Raw genomic sequence first — 18,977 nt, 5'->3', positions numbered from 1 at the left:
AGCAATAAATTATTTCATATAAAAGAATTCGGGCAAATCTGGCCATTAAACAAATTAACTAGCGCATGAAAAAATCGGTGAAAATATTGTGGCGGGTGGCTTTTGGTATCCTGGCATTACTTGTTCTGTTAGTTTTACTCATTAACTTCCGGATCATTGGCAGTATGCCTTCACTGGAGGAACTGGAAAACCCGCGGGCAGCACTGGCCGCAGAGGTGATTGCCGATGACGGAACCATTTTGGGTAAATACTATCAGGTAGACCGCTCCAGCAGCGACTATAACGAGATCTCCAAAAACGTGATCAACGCGCTCATAGCAACGGAAGAAACCCGTTTTTATGATAACTCCGGTATTGATCCCAAAGGTACACTGGCCATCCCTTTTTACCTGCTTATAGGAAAGAAACGCGGCTCCAGTACCATTACCCAGCAGCTGGCACTGAACCTGCAAACAGATAACCTGGGAAAAACGCGCTCCGGTAATCCTATTGGCAGGGCCTTCCAGAAAATACAGGAATGGATCATTGCTGTAAAGCTGGAAAGGAACTTTACCAAACAGGAGATCCTTACCCTGTATCTTAATACTGTAGCTTTCGGGGATAACGTATATGGAATAGAAAACGGGGCCAGGACTTTTTTTAGTAAAGACGCCGGGCACTTATCTATCGAAGAAGCCGCCATCCTGGTAGGAATGCTGAAAGGCAACACCCTTTATAACCCGCGCAGGAATCCGCAGAATGCCCTCCAGCGCCGTAATACCGTTATCAGCAATATGCAGGAAGCCGGTTTTATTACTCCCGCAGAGGCAGCAGCCGCCAAAAGCAAGCCCATTGTACTGCATTATAATAAAATAGACCATAACAAGGGATTGGCTCCTTATTTCAGGGAAGTGCTGCGGGATGAGCTGAAGGGCTGGTGTAAAACACATAAGAAAGCCGATGGCTCTGAATATAACCTCTACCGCGACGGCCTGAAAATATATACCACCATCAACCCGAGAATGCAGTTATATGCAGAAGAAGCGGTGGCTAAACACCTGGCGGTACTGCAAAAGTCGCTTTCTGCACAAAACGATGTGAAAACAGGCAGCGTCTGGAAGAAATGGCCCAAATACCTCGATCAGTACATGAAAGAATCTGACCGGTACAGGGCTATGAAAGATGATGAGGCAGACGATTCTACCATTGCCCGGGCGTTCAACACGCCTGTGCGTATGAAGGTATTTGGCTGGAGAAGCTCCACTGAGCCGGATCTGAATGAAATAGATACTACCATGACCCCACTGGATTCCATTAAATATATGCGCGCTGTTTTACAGGCAGGCTTTATGGCAATGGATCCTGAAAGCGGTGAGGTGAAAGCCTGGGTAGGCGGACCGGATTTCCGTTACTTTAAGAACGACCACGTGGCTAAAACCCGCCGCCAGGTTGGTTCTACCTTTAAACCGTTCCTGTATTGCTTCGCCATCATGAATGGCATGTCGCCCAATACGGTTCTGCCCAACGAGCCCATCTCCATCAATGGATGGACGCCGCATAACTCGGAAGGAAGCACCGGTGGTACCATTACCATGGCCGGCGCGCTGGCAAAATCATTGAACCTGGTGGCTGCCTACCTGATCAAACAGATTGGCGCCAAGCCATTTGCCGATTTTGCCAAAAACAAAGTAGGCTTCACCAGCGATATCCCTGCTTACCCGGCTATTGCACTGGGCGCCGTGGAATTATCGCTTTATGAACTGATGCAGGGATACACCATGTTCCCAGCCAGGGGGATCAACACCAAACCTATTTATATTACCCGTATTGAAGACAGGAACGGCAATATCCTCGAAACATTTGCACCGGTAAAACGTGAAGTGATCAGTGAAAGAGAGTCTTATACCATGGTGAAGATGATGGAAGGCGTGGTAGCGCCGGGAGGTACGGGAGCGCGTATCCGTTCCCGTTTCAACATCCAGGGCGAAATAGCCGGTAAAACCGGTACTACCAACGATAATACCGATGGCTGGTTTATGGGCTATACGCCGAAGTTACTGGCCGGTGCATGGGTAGGCTGCGAAAACAACTTTATCCACTTCAGCACCACGGCCATTGGACAGGGCGCCAATACCGGCTTACCTATCTGGGGCTACTTCATGCAAAAGGTATATGCCGACCCTACCCTGAAGATCAGCTCCAATGATCATTTCCCGGTGCCGCCGAATATGAGTGAAGACGATATTTACATGAATTACGATTCCAATGTAAAACCCGGCGCCGAATCAGAAAATGTAGGCAACGGGTCCGCGGACGACTATGGCTCCGGCGATGCCAGCGATTACGCTACACCTGGCGCCGACAGCCAGGAACCTGCTCCGGCAAAGCCGAAGGAAGAGCACAAGGAGAATAAAGACAATAAGGAAAACAAGCCAAAGGCTACTATGCCAGCTCCTGCGCCGAAGAAAGGAGAGTAGGGCGCGCCTTCGGCGCTTTGTCTTGGAGCAGGATTAGGCTGATTATACTGATTAGCTTGATTTTTATTTAGAGATTTTTTTAAATGATAAAAGGAGATGGAAGTAGTTACGCTTTCATCTCCTTTTATCATTAAAATCAATGTTTATAAATAATAAGGGAGATATATGCGAATCGCTTATATCTCCCTTATTTTATTAAATTATATCCTCTCTAAATCCTTTTAAAATCAAGAAAATAAAATCAAACTAATCAGTATAATCAGCCTAATCCTGCTCCAAGACAATTTAAATCGCCGAAGGCGATCAGCTAACCGCTTTGTTCACCAGCGCAGCCGCTTCGCTGAGCAGGATGGCTGACTGTACTTTCAGACCGCTTTCTTCGATCAGTACTTTGGCTTCTGCAGCGTTGGTGCCCTGTAAACGAACAATGATAGGCACGCTGATGTTACCAATCGATTTATAGGCGTCAATAACACCCTGGGCAACCCTGTCGCAACGTACAATACCGCCGAAAATATTGATCAGGATAGCTTTAACCTTTGGATCTTTCAGGATGATACGGAAGCCTGCTTCCACGGTTTGCGCGTTGGCAGTACCGCCTACGTCGAGGAAGTTGGCCGGTTCACCGCCGCTCAGTTTGATCATGTCCATGGTGGCCATGGCCAGGCCGGCGCCGTTTACCATACAGCCTACGTTACCGTCCAGTTTCACAAAGTTCAGGTTGTATTTGCTGGCTTCTACTTCTGTAGGATCTTCCTCGGAAATATCGCGGAGTGCTTCCAGGTCGGGATGACGCATCAGGGAGTTGTCGTCCAGGTTTACTTTGGCATCAACGGCAATGATCTTGTCGTCGCTGGTTTTGAACAGCGGGTTGATTTCCAGCATGCTGCAATCCAGTCCTACGTATGCATTATAGAGGTTGGTCACAAATTTCACCATGTTTTTAAACGCTTCACCACTCAAACCGAAGTTAAAGGCGATGTTACGCGCCTGGAAAGGCTGCAGGGTCATATTTGGTTTTACCCACTCTTTAAATATTTTCTCAGGAGTGCTGTGCGCTACCTCTTCGATATCCATACCACCTTCTGTGGAATACATGATAACATTCTGGCTTTTAGCGCGATCCAACAGGATAGACAGGTAAAATTCCTTTACCGGGTTAGCGCCCGGATAGTAAACATCCTGTGCCACCAGTACTTTATTTACCAGTTTACCAGCTTCGCCGGTTTGAATGGTTACCAGGGTGCCTCCCAGGATATTTCCTGCTATATTTTTAATATCTTCTGCATTTTTTCCTACTGCCACACCTCTCTGTTCCGTACCACGGATCTTACCCTTTCCGCGTCCACCCGCATGAATCTGGGCTTTTACAACGGCAAATTCATTACCAAATTGCACTTTCAGCTGCTTATATGCTTCCGCAGCCGCTTCAGGGGTATCCACCGGAATACCTTCCTGTACCGGTACATTATATTTTTTCAACAGTTCTTTAGCCTGGTACTCGTGTAAGTTCATCGGAATAAAATTTGCCGCTAAAATAGGTCATTATGATTTAAATATAAAACTGCAGTCATTTGTGAATTAAAAAATAACTTTGCGCGGGTTTGTTTTTTAAAGCAGGCTTTTAATTAACGTATAAACAAATGAGTGAACTAACAGCAAAGATCACAGCAGCGGGGGAATATATCAGCAAATTCTGGCAGCATAAGCCAGTGGCAGGGATTATACTGGGCAGCGGCCTGGGCAACCTGACAGCGGAAATTGAGGATAGTATTGAAATTCCATACAGCAACATACCCCATTTCCCCGAATCAACGGTGGAAGGGCATTCAGGCAAACTAATCCTGGGGCATATGCAGGGAAAGCCGGTAGTGGCCATGGCTGGGCGTTTTCACTTTTATGAAGGGTTTTCCATGCAGCAGGTAACTTTTCCTGTTCGCGTAATGAAAGCCCTCGGTATCCACACCTTATTTATTTCCAATGCCGCCGGGGGAATGAATCCATCCTTCCGGGTAGGCGATCTGATGATCATCAGGGATCATATCAACCTGCAGCCGGAGCACCCGCTGCGCGGTAAAAACGAGGACGCACTGGGCCCCCGTTTCCCGGATATGAGCGAGCCCTATGCCAAAACGCTGATAGATGCAGCCGGTAAAATTGCTGCAGCCAACAATATATCTTTACATAGCGGCGTATATGTAGGGGTTCAGGGACCTACCTTTGAAACCCGGGCAGAGTACAAATACATGCACATCATCGGTGGCGACGCCGTAGGAATGAGCACCGTACCTGAAGTAATTGTAGCGGCACATGCCGGTTTGAAAGTATTTGCCATGAGTGTGATCACCGATATCGGCATCCGTGAAGAAGAAAATGTGATCACCCATGAAGAAGTACTGGCAGCTGCGAAAGCGGCAGAACCTAAGCTTACGCTGATATTTAGTGAATTAATCCGGCAACTATAAACGCTTTTGTTACTTTCGGATGAGGCAAATTTTCATTTCCATAGCCCTGCTGTTCTTATGCGGGAATCAATTAATGGCCCAGTTCAACTCTGGACGCTTCGGTAACATGGGCGGCGGTGGCGGTGGTACCAGCAAAATGCAGCGGGATACCTCCAAACATGAGCATGAACCGGATACGCTGACCTTAACCTATCGCATCCTCGGTGAGCCTACCGATTATAAGCTCGACTCGTCCATATCGGATTTTCAGACCAACTACCTGAAAGTTCCTTCTTCCTACACCACGCTCGGAAATACCGGTAGCGCTGCCTATAACATGATCTTTACACCACGCATGAAACCCGGCTTTGATGCAGGTTTTCATGCTTACGACGTATATTCCAACTCCCATAAGGATGCCCGTTTCTACTATACTACCCGCCCCTATACGGAGCTGCAATACCTGGTAGGCAGCAAACAGGAGCAGGTGATAGGGCTTTCCCATACCCAGAACCGGACGGAACGCTTCAACTTTGCTTTCGACTATCGCAAAATAAATGCGCCGGGATACTATCGTTCGCAAAACACGAATCATGATATCTACCGCTTTACCGCCCGGTACCAGAGCAAAAATAAACGCGCCAATACCTACCTGAGCTTCTATTATAATAAGATCAACGGAGGGGAAAACGGGGGGATCAGGAGCGATACGTTCATGACCAACAGCACTTTCAAGCAAAGGAAAACCATCCCGGTAAACCTCGGCAACAGTGCATCTACAACGTATGCCTTTTTCGGGGGCACTATCCCGGTGAAATCCAATTACCGGGAAACAGGATTCCTTATCCAGCAGCAGTACGACTGGGGCCGGGGCGACAGTATCCATGTGAACGATACCACCGATTATTATAAGTACGACCCGATATTCCGTGTGCAGTACACGTTCAATTACCAGAACAATAACTACGAGTTCCTCGACTCTGCCCCGGATTCTACTTTCTATCCCACCCACTATAATTTTTTACCAGGTGATACCGTATCGGCTAAGCACCAGTGGAAAATGATCTCCAACGACCTGTCGCTGGTCCAGTTCCCCGTGCTCGGCAACCTGGGACATTTTATTAACATAGGCGCGAGGTTTGAAAGTCTTACCGGTACCTTCCTGGATGCGGATATCAATTTCAGCAACCTGGCCGTACATGGCGAATACCGTAATAAAACCCGTAACCAGAAATGGGATTTCTCTGCAAGAGGAGAGTTTTATGTAGTAGGACAGAATATCGGTGATTATGGATTTTATGGGATGTTAAAAAGACATATCAATGACTTCCTGGGAGATGTGCGCCTGTCGGTGAGCAACGTAAATAAGGAACCATCTTACGTTTTCAAGTATTTCGCCAGTACCAATGATGCCTGGTACAATACCAGCCTGTCCAAGGAGAATATTACCCAGCTGCAGTTTGCCACCGAAAATAAAAAGCTGGATTATACCCTGGCAGCCAATTACTTCCTCTTTACGAATTACACCTATTTCAGGGATTTTTATCACAGCGATCAGTATAATTCCCTGTTTAACCTGTTACAGATCACCTTCAGCAAGAAGTTCAACATAAAACCATTTTCGTGGTACCTGGATATTGCCTTCCAGCAACTGCATGGCAATGGGCCGATCAATGTGCCCACTTTCTGGACCCGCAACCGGTTTGCCTTTGAGAAAAGATTATATACGAACCTGAACCTTATGACCGGCATCGAACTGCGCTATAACACCGGTTATTATGCGGACGATTATTCCCCGCTCACCGGGCAGTTTATTTACCAGAATACCACGAAGATCAGCAACCCGCTTCCGGATATTGCCGCATTTGCCAACTTCCGTATCAAGTCTTTTTCTGCCTATGTACGCGCAGAAAACCTGAATACTTTCATTGGCAATAATAACTATGCAGGCCCGCTGTACCCTTATAACAACTTCGCTTTCAGGGTGGGGCTCAGGTGGTGGTTTATTAACTAGCCGTTATATATAACTATATGATGACCGGTATGGTGGCAACACGATACCGGTCATTTTTTTTATGTATCTTTGTAAATCATCATGAAGCAATTTTTTGCCATATTATTTGCCACACTGTATATCACGCTTACCAGCGGGTTTGCGGTAAACGTGCATTACTGCATGGGTAAGCTGGCTTCTGTAAACCTGCAGGAAGGTCCGGCGGACCACTGCAATAAATGCGGAAAAACGGCAAAAGGCATGGACTGCTGTAAAGATGAGTTTAAGTTCTGTAAGGTGACCGAAACACACCAGGCTGCAAAAGCGCTGCAACCCGATTTTGGCCCTTCCACAGATATGCAGCTGCCGGTAAGGATCTTACCTGCTTCTGTTTTGCCGGTGCAGGAAATGCTTATTACCGGCCGCCCCCATGATCCGCCAGACATTCCGTCTGCTCCTATTTTCCTCCGGAACTGCACTTTCCTGGTCTGATACAGTTTTTAATGTAGTGTTGGCTGCTGTCATACAGCATCCTTATTGCCGTAACTGTTATTATTGTTTTATTCAATTTTATTCATCAGATCATGAAAATAGTATCCATCATATTGCTCGCGCTGGGCTTATCTTTCGGCGCAAATGCACAATTTAAGAAAGCAAGCGTTCACGCTACAGGTCTTACCTGCGCCATGTGCTCAAAGGCTACCTACGAAGCGCTGGAAACACTGCCTTTTGTTGATAAAATAGATACCGATCTTGACAATACCACCTTTGTGCTGATCTTTAAAACCGGGGTACCGGTGAGCATCGACGCCATCAAACAAAAAGTGGAAGATGCCGGTTTTTCTGTGGGTAAACTGGTAATGACTGCCAGCTTTAACGGGGTAAGCGTACAGAATGATGCGCATGTGCCGTTTGCCGGCAGTACCCTGCATTTTATGGATGTGAAGAACCAGGTATTATCAGGGGATAAAGATCTTACCGTGATTGACAAGGACTTTATTTCTGCCAAACAATTTAAAAAATTCAGTACCGAAACCACTATGGCCTGTTATAAAACAGGTATGATGGGCGACTGCTGTAAATCTGACGGAGCCGCTGCTTCCAAAAGAATTTATCACGTCACCATTTAACAGCGGACCGGTATATGAAAAGATTTTTATTAACCGCCCTGGTTATCATAGGCGGCTATGATATGGCAGCTGCCCAGGAATTGTATGTAAATACAGAGCCGGCGAGCAATATGCCCGCCAACTCGCTGGGCATCAGGCTTACCAACAAGTTTTTTGACATGAAGCATTCCGGCGACAACGGGATGCGTTTTGAACCGGAAGTGATGTGGGGGGTAAATAGAAAGCTCATGTTACATGTGCTGGGATATGCTTCCAATATGATGCAGCCCTCTGTAAAGCTGGAGGGTGGCGGTGTATACGCTAAGTACCGCTTCCTGTCGCTGGATCAGCAGCATGCACACTTCCGCATGGCTGCCTATGTACGGGGCGCTGTGATCAATAACCCATATTACCCGGTAATGCCGGATGGCGCTCACTCTATGCGTCCGTACAACAATAAGGAGCTGGACCTGGAAGGCGCTACTTCAGGCGTAAACGGCGGCATTATTGCCACACAATTGTTGCATAAACTGGCTTTATCCACAACGTTGGGATATTCCCGTTATATGAACAATATAAAGGACAATATCCCGGATGAATTTTCAAGGAATGCGGTGAATTATAGCTTGTCGGCCGGGTACCTGGTGTTGCCTGTTAAGTATAAAAGCTTTCAGCAAACCAATCTAAACCTCTACCTGGAGCTGTTGGGTAAAACCAATACAGATGCGGCAGGCAAAGGCTCTTACCTGGACATTGCTCCCGCAGTGCAGTTTATTTTTAACAGCACTACAAGACTGGACCTGTCTTACCGCACCCAGTTAACCGGGAGTATGCCGAGGAATTCCTCCAACTCTTTTTTAATCAGGGTGGAGCATAATATTTTTAATATCAAAAAGTAACCGATGGCTACAACAGATCTGTTTATAAAGAATATGGTTTGTCCGCGCTGCATCAAGGTGGTTACTAATACCATTGCCGCGCAGCAACTGAGCATTAAGGAAATACAGCTGGGTAAAGCAATTGTAGATGGAACCGTTTCCGGGCAACAATTACAGCAGTTATCGGTAGCGCTTCAGCAGGAAGGATTTTTACTGATAGATGATAGAAAACAACAACTGGTTGCAGGTATAAAAAGTATTATTGTACAGGCAGTGCATCACTCGGAGCTGGATGAGATGAAGGAGAACTTTTCCAGCCTACTGGCAGGAAAGTTGCAGAAAGACTATCATTATCTCAGTAACCTTTTTTCTGAAACAGAAGGCACTACCATTGAGCAGTATATTATTCAACAGAAAATAGAGCGGGTGAAAGAGCTACTGGCATATAACGAATTAAGCTTAAGTGAAATCAGTTACAAGCTGGGATACAGCAGCGTAGCGCATCTGTCGGCGCAATTCAAAAAAGTAACAGGTCTTACGCCCAGTAAATTTAAACAATTGAAGGCACCTGAGCGTATATCATTGGATAAGATCTGAATACGCCCGGTAAAGAAATAAAAATTAGTTGTTTTAGTTTTAGTTTAAAGAGAAGCTGCTGCACACCGTGGCTTCTCTTTTTAAAAAATCCGGAGATGAAGAAAGTAGTTGTTGGTATATTAAAGTTTATACAGTCGCTTTTTGTGAAGAAAGATTGCTGCAGATAAGCGCGTTTATGCAGATCTTCCGCCTTGTTCCATAAAAATTTTCAGCACAGTATTTGTAAATCCCTATCTTTACCATAGCGATTTACTGCAGATGAAGAACAAAATTTTTATTATCAGTTTGTTATGCGGATCTGGAGTATGCTTGTTGTTAGCCTGCGTCAATAAAAAAAAGCATACCGCCCCAAAACAAAAACAGATTGTAGCAAACATCAGACAGTTAGACGAAGTGATCACCGAGAGTATCACTGAACGATTGTCGGCCCTGAAAGATAACGAAGGCGAACTGGAAGACAGTTTGCAGTCCTTCCGACCTTCAGCAATACAGGAATTTTATGGCGCTGATAAACCGGCAAGCCAATGGTCAAAGAACGGGACTACCAATCCTGCTGCCGATTCCATGCTGTATATGATCCAGCATGCGGAAGATATGGGGCTGCTGCCGGCGCAATATCATGAGCCGGCGCTTACCGCTGCATGGGAGCAGATCAGCAGCGATGCTACTGCAAAAAAAGACGCCGCCCTATGGGCGAAGGTAGATGTACTGATGACAGACGCTTTCATGAAAATGGCGTCGGACCTGCGCTACGGCGTTGCGCCGCGCGACAGCGTTACGCTCAGGAAAGATTCAGCGTTTACAGATGAAGAGCTTATTGCCCGGTTGCGGCAGGCGCTCGAAGAGAAAAATGTGACAGCTATCCTGCATTCACTGGAGCCTACCCATGAAGGATACCTTGCCCTGAAAGAAGGGATTCAAACTTTCAAAGCCAAATACGCAGACTACCACTGGGATACATTACCGCTTAATTATACGGACACACTGGGTTTCCGCCAGTTGGTGTTCAACCGCCTGGTACAAAGCGGGCATCTTGATACCACTGGCCGTGAGCTGGATTCAGCGCTGTTGAAAACAGGTGTAAAAGCATTTCAGAAAGAGTTCAATATCTATCCCGATGGTGTGGCCGGGAAGAGAACAGTAATGGCCATGAACCGCTCTGCGCACGACTGGATCATGCAAGCCGCTGTAAACCTTGATCGCTGGCGTAAACTGCCGGATACACTGCCTTCCAGGTATATCCTCGTGAACCTGCCGGGTTATAACCTGAAAGTGGTGGATAGCGGGGAAGTGGTGCTGGAATCCCGTGTAATTGTAGGCGCGCCGCGTACGCGCACACCGCTGCTCAATTCCTATATGACCAATTTTATGATGTTCCCTTACTGGCGCGTGCCTTACAGCATTGTGTTTAAGGAAATGCTGCCTGCTATAAAAAAAGATATCGGTTATCTCGCTAAGAAAAACCTGGAAGTAATTGATAAGGATGGCAATGCAGTGGATCCATATACCATCGACTGGTCAAAGCTCAAGCAAGGGCATTTCCCTTATGTGCTCCGGCAGATGGATGGCATCGATAATTCACTGGGCGTCATGAAGTTTAATTTCAGGAATAAATACAGTGTATATCTTCATGATACCAATAACCGCGGATTGTTTAAGAACTCTATGCGGGCCATGAGCCATGGTTGCGTGCGGGTGCAGCAATGGGATAGCCTGGCGCAGTACCTGGTGCGGGCCGATAGCCTGAGGCACAGCGGTGATAGTATCCGGGTATGGCTGGCGAGGGAGGAAAAGAAACAGATAGATCTGCCTAAACATATTCCCATCTATCTACGGTATTTTACTGCAGAAGGAAAAAACGGGGAGCTTGTTTTCTATGATGATATTTATGGAGAAGATAAGATATTAAGGAAGAAGATGAAGTTGTAAAAGTCTTTATCTCATTAAATAAAAAAGCAGCGGAATGATATTCATCCCGCTGCTTTTTTATTATTCGTAAATTAAGCCAGTTTCGCTTTCAGTGCGGTATCCAGCGCTTCCAGGAATTCTTCAGTATACAGGTAGTGTTTACCATGTTCTACTTTATTTCCATGGATACAAACAGCCAGATCTTTTGTCATTTTACCACTTTCCACAGTTTCAATACAAACCTGTTCCAGTGCCTGGCAGAAGTTGATCAGTTGCTGGTTGTTATCCAGTTTACCACGGAACTCCAGTCCGCGTGTCCATGCGAAGATGGAAGCGATAGGGTTGGTGGAAGTAGGTTTACCAGCCTGGTGATCACGATAGTGACGGGTTACAGTACCGTGAGCGGCTTCTGCTTCCATTGTTTTACCATCAGGAGTGATGAGGGTGGAAGTCATGAGGCCGAGGGAACCAAAGCCCTGTGCAACGGTATCAGACTGTACGTCGCCATCGTAGTTTTTACAGGCCCATACAAAGTTACCATGCCATTTCAGTGCGCTGGCCACCATGTCATCGATCAGGCGATGCTCATAGGTTAAGCCGTTGGCCTGGAATTCAGCTTTAAATTCCTGTTGATAGATTTCTTCGAAGATATCTTTGAAACGGCCATCATATTTTTTAAGGATGGTGTTTTTGGTGCTCAGGTATAAAGGCCATTTTTTCATCAGTGCCTGGTTGAAACATGCACGGGCAAAGCCTTTGATAGATTCGTCGGTGTTGTACATGGCCAATGCAACGCCATCGCCTTTGAAGTTGTATACTTCATGTTCAATCACTTCGCCGTTTTCGCCTTCAAACTTAATGGTCAGTTTACCCTTTCCTTTTGTAACGAAATCGGTAGCGCGGTACTGGTCACCAAAAGCATGACGGCCAATACAGATCGGCGCAGTCCAGTTTGGCACCAGGCGCGGAACATTCTTGGTCACTATTGGCTCACGGAATACGGTGCCATCCAGGATATTACGGATAGTTCCGTTGGGTGATTTCCACATCTGTTTCAGGTTAAACTCCTTTACACGCTCTTCATCCGGTGTAATGGTAGCGCATTTGATACCTACGCCTACTTCCCTGATAGCATTGGCTGCATCAATGGTCACCTGGTCGTTGGTAGCATCGCGGTGCTCCATGCCCAGGTCAAAGTATTTGATCTCAACATCCAGATATGGAAGTATCAGTTTATCCTTGATGAATTTCCAGATGATCCGTGTCATTTCATCACCATCCAGTTCAACTACCGGATTAGCAACTTTAATTTTTTCTGCCATTTCGGGTTTTTTAAAATTAGATTAAAAGCTTTTCACAACAATTATTCAAGCGAGTCCCAATTGGGATAATCACGAAAAATACGAATAGCTGGGAAAAAAACAAAATTTCGCGGAATTTGTCCGACTCAGGATTATGATGATTATAATGATTAGCTTGATTTTATTTTTTGAATTGGGAGATGGGAGCGGGGTTTGTCTGACTCAGGATTACACTTATTTTGACGATTACGCGGATATTTTAATAATTAATTAAAACAGACCGGGGAGATAAAAGCGGTTCTATCCGCTTCTATCTCCCCGAATTATATAAAAAATTTAATCAGCTTAATCCATAAAATAAAATCAGGCTAATCATTATAATCATCATAATCCTGAGTCAGACAAAATCCGCGCTTAGTGCTGCATTTGCTTGATCACTTCATCCGCAAATTCGCTGGTTTTTACCAGGGTGGCATCATCCATCAGGTTGTAGAAGTCGATGGTAACGCGTTTGCGCATGATAGCAGTGCTGAGGCCGTGAACAATAATTTCGGCAGCTTCTTTCCAGCCCATGTATTCCAGCATCATTACGCCGCTCAGGATCACTGAAGACGGGTTCATGGTGTTGGTATTGGCAAAGCGTGGCGCGGTGCCGTGGGTGGCTTCAAATACAGCATAGCCGGTAAGATAGTTGATGTTGGCGCCGGGAGCAATACCAATACCGCCTACAGCGGCAGCCAGTGCATCGGAAATATAGTCGCCGTTCAGGTTCAGGGTAGCTACCACGGAGTAATCCTGCGGCGCCAGCAGGATCTGTTGCAGGAAGTTATCCGCAATTACATCCTTGATCAACAGCTTTCCTTTTGCGGTGGCTACTTTCAGCTCTTTGTTAGCTTCTTCTTCACCCAGTTCTTTCTTGGTTTTTTCCCAATGTTCCCAGGTGTATACTTTATCACCGAATTCTCTTTCTGCCAGTGCATAGCCCCAGTTTTTGAAACCGCCTTCGGTGAATTTCATGATATTGCCTTTATGCACCAGGGTGAGCGATGGGCGCTTGTGCTCCAGGGCATAGATAATTGCAGCGCGTACCAGTCTTTCTGTACCTTCAATGGATACCGGTTTAATACCCAGGGAAGAGGTTTCCGGGAACCTGATCTTTTTAACGCCCATTTCATTTTGCAGGAAATCGAGCAGTTTCTTTGCTTCAGGCGTACCCGTCATATATTCAATGCCAGCATAGATGTCTTCCGTGTTTTCGCGGAAAATCACCATATCCACCTTTTCCGGATGTTTTACCGGGGAAGGCACCTTGTTAAACCAGCGTACAGGCCTTACACAGGCATAGAGGTCCAGTTCCTGGCGCATAGCAACGTTCAGGGAGCGGATACCACCACCAACGGGAGTAGACAGGGGACCTTTGATAGATACCAGGTATTCTTTCAGTGCATCCAGTGTAGCCTTTGGCAGCCATTCACCTGTTTGCTGGAAGGCTTTTTCACCTGCCAGTACTTCTTTCCATTCGATTTTCCTATCACCGCCATAAGCTTTCTCTACAGCCGCGTCGAATACGCGTACACTGGCTCTCCAGATGTCCGGACCTATTCCGTCGCCTTCTATAAATGGGATGATGGGTTGTGCAGGGACCTGTAACAGGCCATTGTTCATCGTTATTTTTTCTGCCGGCATAAAACGGTTTCTTTATGCGTTACGTAATTGTTGTAATCGCGTGCAAAGGTAAGGCTTTTCAGTTTACGCAGTGGGAAGATTTGCCCTTTATTCCGCAAATTTAACACCCGCATATAACTTTTTGCTTATGTTAGGATTAATGTTATTTTGCTGCACACTTTTTTGCAGCAACAAAATCTCAGCTACCAGCATGATACCAGTTACGTATCTCGCCCTTGGCGATAGTTATACCATAGGTGAACAGGTTGCCTATCCTGAATGTTTTCCCGTACAGGCCGCCGCTTTGCTGCGGGAACAGGGCATAGCGGTAGATCCACCGCAGATCATAGCCACCACCGGCTGGACCACCGACGAACTGGAAGCCGGTATTGCCGCCGCTCATATACATAAAACTTACGATATAGTAACCCTGCTGATCGGTGTAAATAACCAGTACCGCGGTCGTTCCGTGGAGGAATATGCAGGTGAGTTTACCGCGCTGCTGCAAAAAGCCATTGCCTTTGCAGGTAATAATCCTGCGCATGTGGTAGTGTTGTCTATCCCCGACTGGGGCGTAACTCCCTTCGCGGCAAACCGCGACCGGGAGCAGATCAGCCGGGAAATAGATGCCTACAATGCGGTTAATAAAACCATCGCGGGGGAATGGCTGGTGCCTTACCTGGATATCACGCACTTTACCCGGGAAGCCCCGCAGGACCCGGAACTGGTAGCGGCCGACGGGCTGCATCCCTCCGGGAAAGACTACCGCCGCTGGGCGGCCGCATTGCTGCCTTTATTGCTGCAGGCATTGCGCTGAGACGAAAAATACCCTACTTTCATATTCAAGAAAACCTGTACAAATGGAAAGCCATATCGTAAAAATCCTGGCCATTACCCCTGTAACGCACAACGTTCGCCAATTTACCGTGGAAAAGCCCGCAGGATATACCTTTGTGCCTGGCCAGGCCACAGAAGTAGCTATCAACAAACCCGGATGGGAAGAAGAAAGACGCCCTTTTACCTTTACAAGCCTCACCTCATGGGATCAACTGGAGTTCACCATTAAGATCTATGACGACCATAACAGCGTTACCCATGAACTGGGCCTGCTGAAAGCAGGTGATGAACTTATCCTGCACGATGTATGGGGCACCATTCACTATAATGGCGAAGGCGTGTTCATTGCGGGTGGTGCAGGCGTTACGCCCTTTATTGCCATTCTGCGCGACCTGCAGCAAAAAGGCCAGCTGGGCAGCAACCAGCTGATCTGTTCCAATAAAACCCTGGCGGATATTATCCTGAAAGATGAATTTGAAGCTATGCTGGGCCCCCGCTTTATTAATACCCTCACTGCACAAGAGGTACCCGGCTACGATCATCATACCATTGATGAGCGCTACCTGAAAGAGAAGATCCGGAACTTTAACCAGCATTTCTATATCTGTGGCCCCGATCCTATGGTGCAGCAGCTGAAAGCCATCCTGGTAAAACTGGCCGGAAACGATGCCCTGGTAACGGTAGAAATATAACCCGTCATTTTCACCGGCAATTTCCTGCTTTTTACCGGTAAGGGTGCTTTATTAGCCTAAACCCTGTTTTCAATAACAAGGCGCCGTTCTACATTTGTATCATAAACAATAAAACAAATGAGAAACGAAGATATTGAAGCATCAAGAAGAAAAGGCCGCTTTGTAGGCGGTGCAGTTCTTATCATCGTTGGTGCCTGCCTGTTATTGCAACGCCTGGATCTGAACCTGCCCCACTGGCTGTTCTCCTGGGAAATGATCCTGATAGCTGTGGGTATCGTTATTGGAGCTAAGCATAACTTCAGGCCCGGGGGATGGATCGTGATGGTGCTGGTAGGCGGAATCTTCCTGGTAAACGAAATATTTGATCTGCCATACGCCACTGCCCAGTTTATCTGGCCGGTTGTATTGATCCTGGTGGGTATTATGCTGATCGTTAAAAAAAATTATCCGGAGGCAGAATGGCCATCCAGAAAAAAGAGCTTCGCCGCCAGTGAGGAATTCTCTACCGGGGAAGATGTACTGAATGCTACCGCCATCTTCGGCAGTGTGAATAAAGCGATAATGTCTAAAAATTTTAAGGGAGGCGATGTAACCGCTATTTTCGGGGGCGCAACACTCAATTTTATGAAGGCAGATATCAACGGCGCGGCTGTAATGGACATCACCACGGTGTTTGGCGGATGTGAAATCATTGTGCCGGCCAACTGGAAAGTACAGGTAGATATCACTACTATCCTGGGCGGTGTGGAAGATAAACGTTACATGGGCCAGCAGATCCCTAACGGACCAATTGAGAAATTGCTGATCCTGAAAGGAACCTGTTTACTCGGCGGCGTGGAAATAAAAAGCTTCTGATCATAAAATATCCATATCTCAACCTTTATTCTATCTTCTCCAACTTTTAAATTTAATTTTATGCATTGGTTTGTTGCGAAAGTTGTATACCAGATCATCTGTGGCGAAGGCAATCATACCCCGCAGTTTGATGAACAATTAAGATTGATCAGCGCTGTTACCAAGAAAGACGCCTGCGATAAAGCCCGCGAAATTGGTATGCAGGAACAATATGCTTTTAAGAATCAGCAACAGGAACTGGTACAGTGGAAGTTCATCAATGTACCGGAAGTATATACCCTGGACCAGCTGACAGATGGTATGGAACTCTACTCCCGCATCGAAGAACCGGGAGATCCGAATTCCTACATCGCCTGGCTACAGATGAAATCGGCCCAGTTACAAGGCCAACAGTATTTTGAGCTTAACGTATAACAAAAAAAACGGCTCCTTTGCTTAAACAATTGATGAAAGGCAATTCCTGGTGGACTTTCCTCACTCCATTCGCTATATGGTTGCTCTTATATGGCGGACTGTTGTGGTACTGGTACGACCTCCCCATTTTGGAATCTGCGACTGACAGCGCAGTACACGTAATACTACTGGGAGCCGCCGGTATTATAATCAGCCATAACGTGGCTTATTATCGCCCGGCAGACGGCACCATGAAGTTTGGCTATGTGTCTATCGTGAGCTTTGCCCTGTCTGTATTGTGGGTATGCCTGAGCCGCTGGCTCCTCACCTCCGCCTTTCCCGGCAATCCGAACTATGTCAGCTGGCTGAATAATGCAATCCCCATTCATGCCCTTGTTGGATGGATGCTGATTGCAGGCATCGGCTACCGGAGCCAGATGTGGTACGATGCGGAAGAGCAGCAGGAATACCGCGAACGTAAAGAAGCCACGGAGAAGATAGTAAGAGAAGCAGAGCTCTTTAAACTGCGGCAGCAATTGCAGCCGCATTTCCTGTTTAACAGCCTCAACTCCATTAACGCACTGATCATGCTGCGGCCAAAAGAAGCCCGCGAAATGGTATTGAAGCTTTCTGATTTTCTGAGAGGATCCCTGAAGCGCGAAGATGATCAATGGATCACACTCTCCGAAGAACTGAACTACCTGCAGCTCTACCTGGATATAGAAAAAGTACGTTTCGGACATCGTTTAACCGCTAACGTTACTACCTATGAGGAGGCCGACAAAATGCTGCTGCCGCCCATGCTGCTGCAGCCTGTAGTAGAGAATGCCATTAAATTCGGATTATACGATACCACTGGTGATATCACCATCAGCATAAAAACATGGTTGGAAGATAATATGTTGTACATCGCGGTGCAAAACCCGTTCGACAACGAACTGCAGCAACCAAATAAAGGAACCGGCTTCGGCTTGTCGTCAATACAACGCAGGCTTTACCTGCTGTTTGCACGCCAGGACCTGCTGGAAACTTCCACCGTTGAAAATAAATTTACTACCGTTATTAAAGTACCACAATCGCATGATAAAAGCAGTATTAATTGACGATGAACCATTGGCCAGGGAAGTGGTAAAGGAATACCTGTTAAACTTTCCACAGATAGAAGTAGTACAGGAATGTAATGATGGGTTTGAAGGATTAAAGGCCATACAACAACATCAGCCGGATATCGTTTTCCTGGACATTCAGATGCCCAAGATCACCGGTTTTGAGATGCTGGAGCTCGTGGAAAATATGCCCGCCGTGATCTTTACCACCGCCTTTGAAGAACATGCTATCAGGGCCTTTGAAGTACATGCGGTTGATTACCTGCTGAAACCTTTTTCCGCCGATCGTTTTGATAAAGCAGTACAAAAATGGCTGGATCATTTTCAGACACCCACCGCCAATACGGAGGCACTGCTGGAAACCGCTGCAGCAACGCCTTTGCAGAGCAACCGCGTGGTAATAAAGATCAACGGGAAGATCAAGATCATCCCCGTACAGGATATCCATTACCTGGAAGCAGCAGATGACTATGTGAAAATAGTAACACAGGAAGGCAGCTTCCTGAAGAATAAAACGATGTCATTTTTCGAAAAAATGCTGGACCCGCAACAGTTTACACGGGTACATCGTTCCTATATACTCAACGTAAACCAGGTAACCCGTATAGATCCCTATGAAAAGGAAAACCACCTGGCCATCCTGCGCAGCGGGGCAAGGGTACTGGTGAGCAAAACCGGTTACCCGCGGCTGAAGGCGGCGCTGGGATTGTAGCGGAGTTTGTCTGACTCAGGATTAAACTGAT

17 protein-coding genes are annotated in these 18,977 nt (G+C 46.6%); 14 read left to right on the top strand and 3 right to left on the bottom strand.

The window, feature by feature from the left end:
• The first annotated feature begins 65 nt into the window (after nt 1-65).
• Nucleotides 66-2,456, top strand: a complete 2,391-nt coding sequence (locus VIM72_RS31940) for a penicillin-binding protein 1A (RefSeq protein ID WP_332006847.1) — start codon at nt 66-68, stop codon at nt 2,454-2,456.
• Nucleotides 2,457-2,759: 303 nt separating this feature from the next.
• On the opposite strand, the gene sucC is transcribed toward VIM72_RS31940, so the two are convergent.
• Nucleotides 2,760-3,971, bottom strand: coding sequence for an ADP-forming succinate--CoA ligase subunit beta (gene sucC / locus VIM72_RS31935; protein ID WP_142683448.1), 1,212 nt, complete (start codon nt 3,969-3,971; stop codon nt 2,760-2,762).
• 128 nt (nt 3,972-4,099) lie between these two features.
• Here sucC and VIM72_RS31930 point away from each other — a divergent pair, with 128 nt between their 5' ends.
• From VIM72_RS31930 to VIM72_RS31900, 7 genes are all read left to right on the top strand, one after another.
• The gene (locus tag VIM72_RS31930) at nt 4,100-4,921 is read left to right on the top strand and encodes a purine-nucleoside phosphorylase (RefSeq protein WP_332006846.1); all 822 of its coding nucleotides are present in this window, start codon (nt 4,100-4,102) and stop codon (nt 4,919-4,921) included.
• Between the two features lie 19 nt (nt 4,922-4,940).
• Complete coding sequence (locus VIM72_RS31925; RefSeq protein WP_332006845.1) at nt 4,941-6,914, top strand: putative porin; 1,974 nt, start codon at nt 4,941-4,943, stop codon at nt 6,912-6,914.
• An 81-nt stretch (nt 6,915-6,995) separates the two neighbouring features.
• Nucleotides 6,996-7,385, top strand: coding sequence for an HYC_CC_PP family protein (locus VIM72_RS31920; RefSeq protein WP_332006844.1), 390 nt, complete (start codon nt 6,996-6,998; stop codon nt 7,383-7,385).
• A gap of 92 nt (nt 7,386-7,477) precedes the next feature.
• On the top strand, nt 7,478-8,023 hold the full coding sequence (locus VIM72_RS31915; protein WP_332006843.1) for a heavy-metal-associated domain-containing protein: 546 nt from the start codon (nt 7,478-7,480) through the stop codon (nt 8,021-8,023).
• A 14-nt stretch (nt 8,024-8,037) separates the two neighbouring features.
• The gene (locus VIM72_RS31910) at nt 8,038-8,901 is read left to right on the top strand and encodes a hypothetical protein (RefSeq protein ID WP_332006842.1); all 864 of its coding nucleotides are present in this window, start codon (nt 8,038-8,040) and stop codon (nt 8,899-8,901) included.
• A gap of 3 nt (nt 8,902-8,904) precedes the next feature.
• On the top strand, nt 8,905-9,477 hold the full coding sequence (locus VIM72_RS31905) for an AraC family transcriptional regulator (protein ID WP_332006841.1): 573 nt from the start codon (nt 8,905-8,907) through the stop codon (nt 9,475-9,477).
• A gap of 393 nt (nt 9,478-9,870) precedes the next feature.
• Entirely contained in the window at nt 9,871-11,406 is a 1,536-nt protein-coding gene (locus VIM72_RS31900) for a L,D-transpeptidase family protein (protein WP_332006840.1), read from the top strand.
• A gap of 71 nt (nt 11,407-11,477) precedes the next feature.
• Here VIM72_RS31900 and VIM72_RS31895 read toward each other — a convergent pair whose 3' ends face one another.
• Nucleotides 11,478-12,707: an NADP-dependent isocitrate dehydrogenase gene (locus tag VIM72_RS31895; RefSeq protein WP_142683440.1), complete on the bottom strand. Its 1,230-nt coding sequence runs from the start codon at nt 12,705-12,707 to the stop codon at nt 11,478-11,480.
• Between the two features lie 393 nt (nt 12,708-13,100).
• Nucleotides 13,101-14,372, bottom strand: a complete 1,272-nt coding sequence (gene icd, locus VIM72_RS31890) for an NADP-dependent isocitrate dehydrogenase (RefSeq protein WP_142683439.1) — start codon at nt 14,370-14,372, stop codon at nt 13,101-13,103.
• A 190-nt stretch (nt 14,373-14,562) separates the two neighbouring features.
• Between icd and VIM72_RS31885 the strand changes: the two genes are divergently transcribed.
• The 6 genes from VIM72_RS31885 to VIM72_RS31860 all read left to right on the top strand — a co-directional run bounded on the left by VIM72_RS31885 (nt 14,563) and on the right by VIM72_RS31860 (nt 18,946).
• Nucleotides 14,563-15,168, top strand: coding sequence for an SGNH/GDSL hydrolase family protein (locus tag VIM72_RS31885; protein WP_332006839.1), 606 nt, complete (start codon nt 14,563-14,565; stop codon nt 15,166-15,168).
• Between the two features lie 43 nt (nt 15,169-15,211).
• Nucleotides 15,212-15,880: a flavodoxin reductase gene (locus VIM72_RS31880; RefSeq protein WP_332006838.1), complete on the top strand. Its 669-nt coding sequence runs from the start codon at nt 15,212-15,214 to the stop codon at nt 15,878-15,880.
• Between the two features lie 117 nt (nt 15,881-15,997).
• A complete protein-coding gene (locus tag VIM72_RS31875) occupies nt 15,998-16,735 on the top strand; it encodes a LiaF transmembrane domain-containing protein (protein ID WP_332006837.1) in 738 nt (245 codons plus the stop codon).
• 60 nt (nt 16,736-16,795) lie between these two features.
• Nucleotides 16,796-17,149 carry a DUF4288 domain-containing protein gene (locus VIM72_RS31870; RefSeq protein WP_079469030.1) on the top strand — a complete coding sequence of 118 codons (354 nt, stop codon included), beginning with the start codon at nt 16,796-16,798 and terminating at the stop codon, nt 17,147-17,149.
• Nucleotides 17,150-17,166: 17 nt separating this feature from the next.
• Nucleotides 17,167-18,231, top strand: a complete 1,065-nt coding sequence (locus tag VIM72_RS31865) for a sensor histidine kinase (RefSeq protein WP_332006836.1) — start codon at nt 17,167-17,169, stop codon at nt 18,229-18,231.
• Entirely contained in the window at nt 18,209-18,946 is a 738-nt protein-coding gene (locus VIM72_RS31860; RefSeq protein WP_332006835.1) for a LytR/AlgR family response regulator transcription factor, read from the top strand. The genes VIM72_RS31865 and VIM72_RS31860 overlap by 23 nt, the downstream gene beginning before the upstream one ends.
• The last annotated feature ends 31 nt before the right edge of the window (nt 18,947-18,977 follow it).

The sequence above is a fragment of the Chitinophaga sp. genome, from assembly GCF_036569185.1.
In the GTDB taxonomy this organism is placed as follows: domain Bacteria; phylum Bacteroidota; class Bacteroidia; order Chitinophagales; family Chitinophagaceae; genus Chitinophaga.
Note: the sequence above shows the minus strand (reverse complement) of the source record. Positions and strands in the feature narration are given on the sequence as shown.

What these genes read in the sequence shown, in the direction of transcription:
- VIM72_RS31930 (WP_332006846.1), top strand. Translation starts at nt 4,100, where the DNA reads ATGAGTGAACTAACAGCAAAGATCACAGCAGCGGGGGAATATATCAGC.
- VIM72_RS31940 (WP_332006847.1), top strand. Translation starts at nt 66, where the DNA reads ATGAAAAAATCGGTGAAAATATTGTGGCGGGTGGCTTTTGGTATCCTG.
- VIM72_RS31885 (WP_332006839.1), top strand. Translation starts at nt 14,563, where the DNA reads ATGATACCAGTTACGTATCTCGCCCTTGGCGATAGTTATACCATAGGT.
- VIM72_RS31870 (WP_079469030.1), top strand. Translation starts at nt 16,796, where the DNA reads ATGCATTGGTTTGTTGCGAAAGTTGTATACCAGATCATCTGTGGCGAA.
- icd (WP_142683439.1), bottom strand. Translation starts at nt 14,372, where the DNA reads ATGCCGGCAGAAAAAATAACGATGAACAATGGCCTGTTACAGGTCCCT.
- VIM72_RS31860 (WP_332006835.1), top strand. Translation starts at nt 18,209, where the DNA reads ATGATAAAAGCAGTATTAATTGACGATGAACCATTGGCCAGGGAAGTG.
- VIM72_RS31895 (WP_142683440.1), bottom strand. Translation starts at nt 12,707, where the DNA reads ATGGCAGAAAAAATTAAAGTTGCTAATCCGGTAGTTGAACTGGATGGT.
- VIM72_RS31875 (WP_332006837.1), top strand. Translation starts at nt 15,998, where the DNA reads ATGAGAAACGAAGATATTGAAGCATCAAGAAGAAAAGGCCGCTTTGTA.
- VIM72_RS31915 (WP_332006843.1), top strand. Translation starts at nt 7,478, where the DNA reads ATGAAAATAGTATCCATCATATTGCTCGCGCTGGGCTTATCTTTCGGC.
- VIM72_RS31910 (WP_332006842.1), top strand. Translation starts at nt 8,038, where the DNA reads ATGAAAAGATTTTTATTAACCGCCCTGGTTATCATAGGCGGCTATGAT.
- VIM72_RS31920 (WP_332006844.1), top strand. Translation starts at nt 6,996, where the DNA reads ATGAAGCAATTTTTTGCCATATTATTTGCCACACTGTATATCACGCTT.
- sucC (WP_142683448.1), bottom strand. Translation starts at nt 3,971, where the DNA reads ATGAACTTACACGAGTACCAGGCTAAAGAACTGTTGAAAAAATATAAT.
- VIM72_RS31925 (WP_332006845.1), top strand. Translation starts at nt 4,941, where the DNA reads ATGAGGCAAATTTTCATTTCCATAGCCCTGCTGTTCTTATGCGGGAAT.
- VIM72_RS31880 (WP_332006838.1), top strand. Translation starts at nt 15,212, where the DNA reads ATGGAAAGCCATATCGTAAAAATCCTGGCCATTACCCCTGTAACGCAC.
- VIM72_RS31905 (WP_332006841.1), top strand. Translation starts at nt 8,905, where the DNA reads ATGGCTACAACAGATCTGTTTATAAAGAATATGGTTTGTCCGCGCTGC.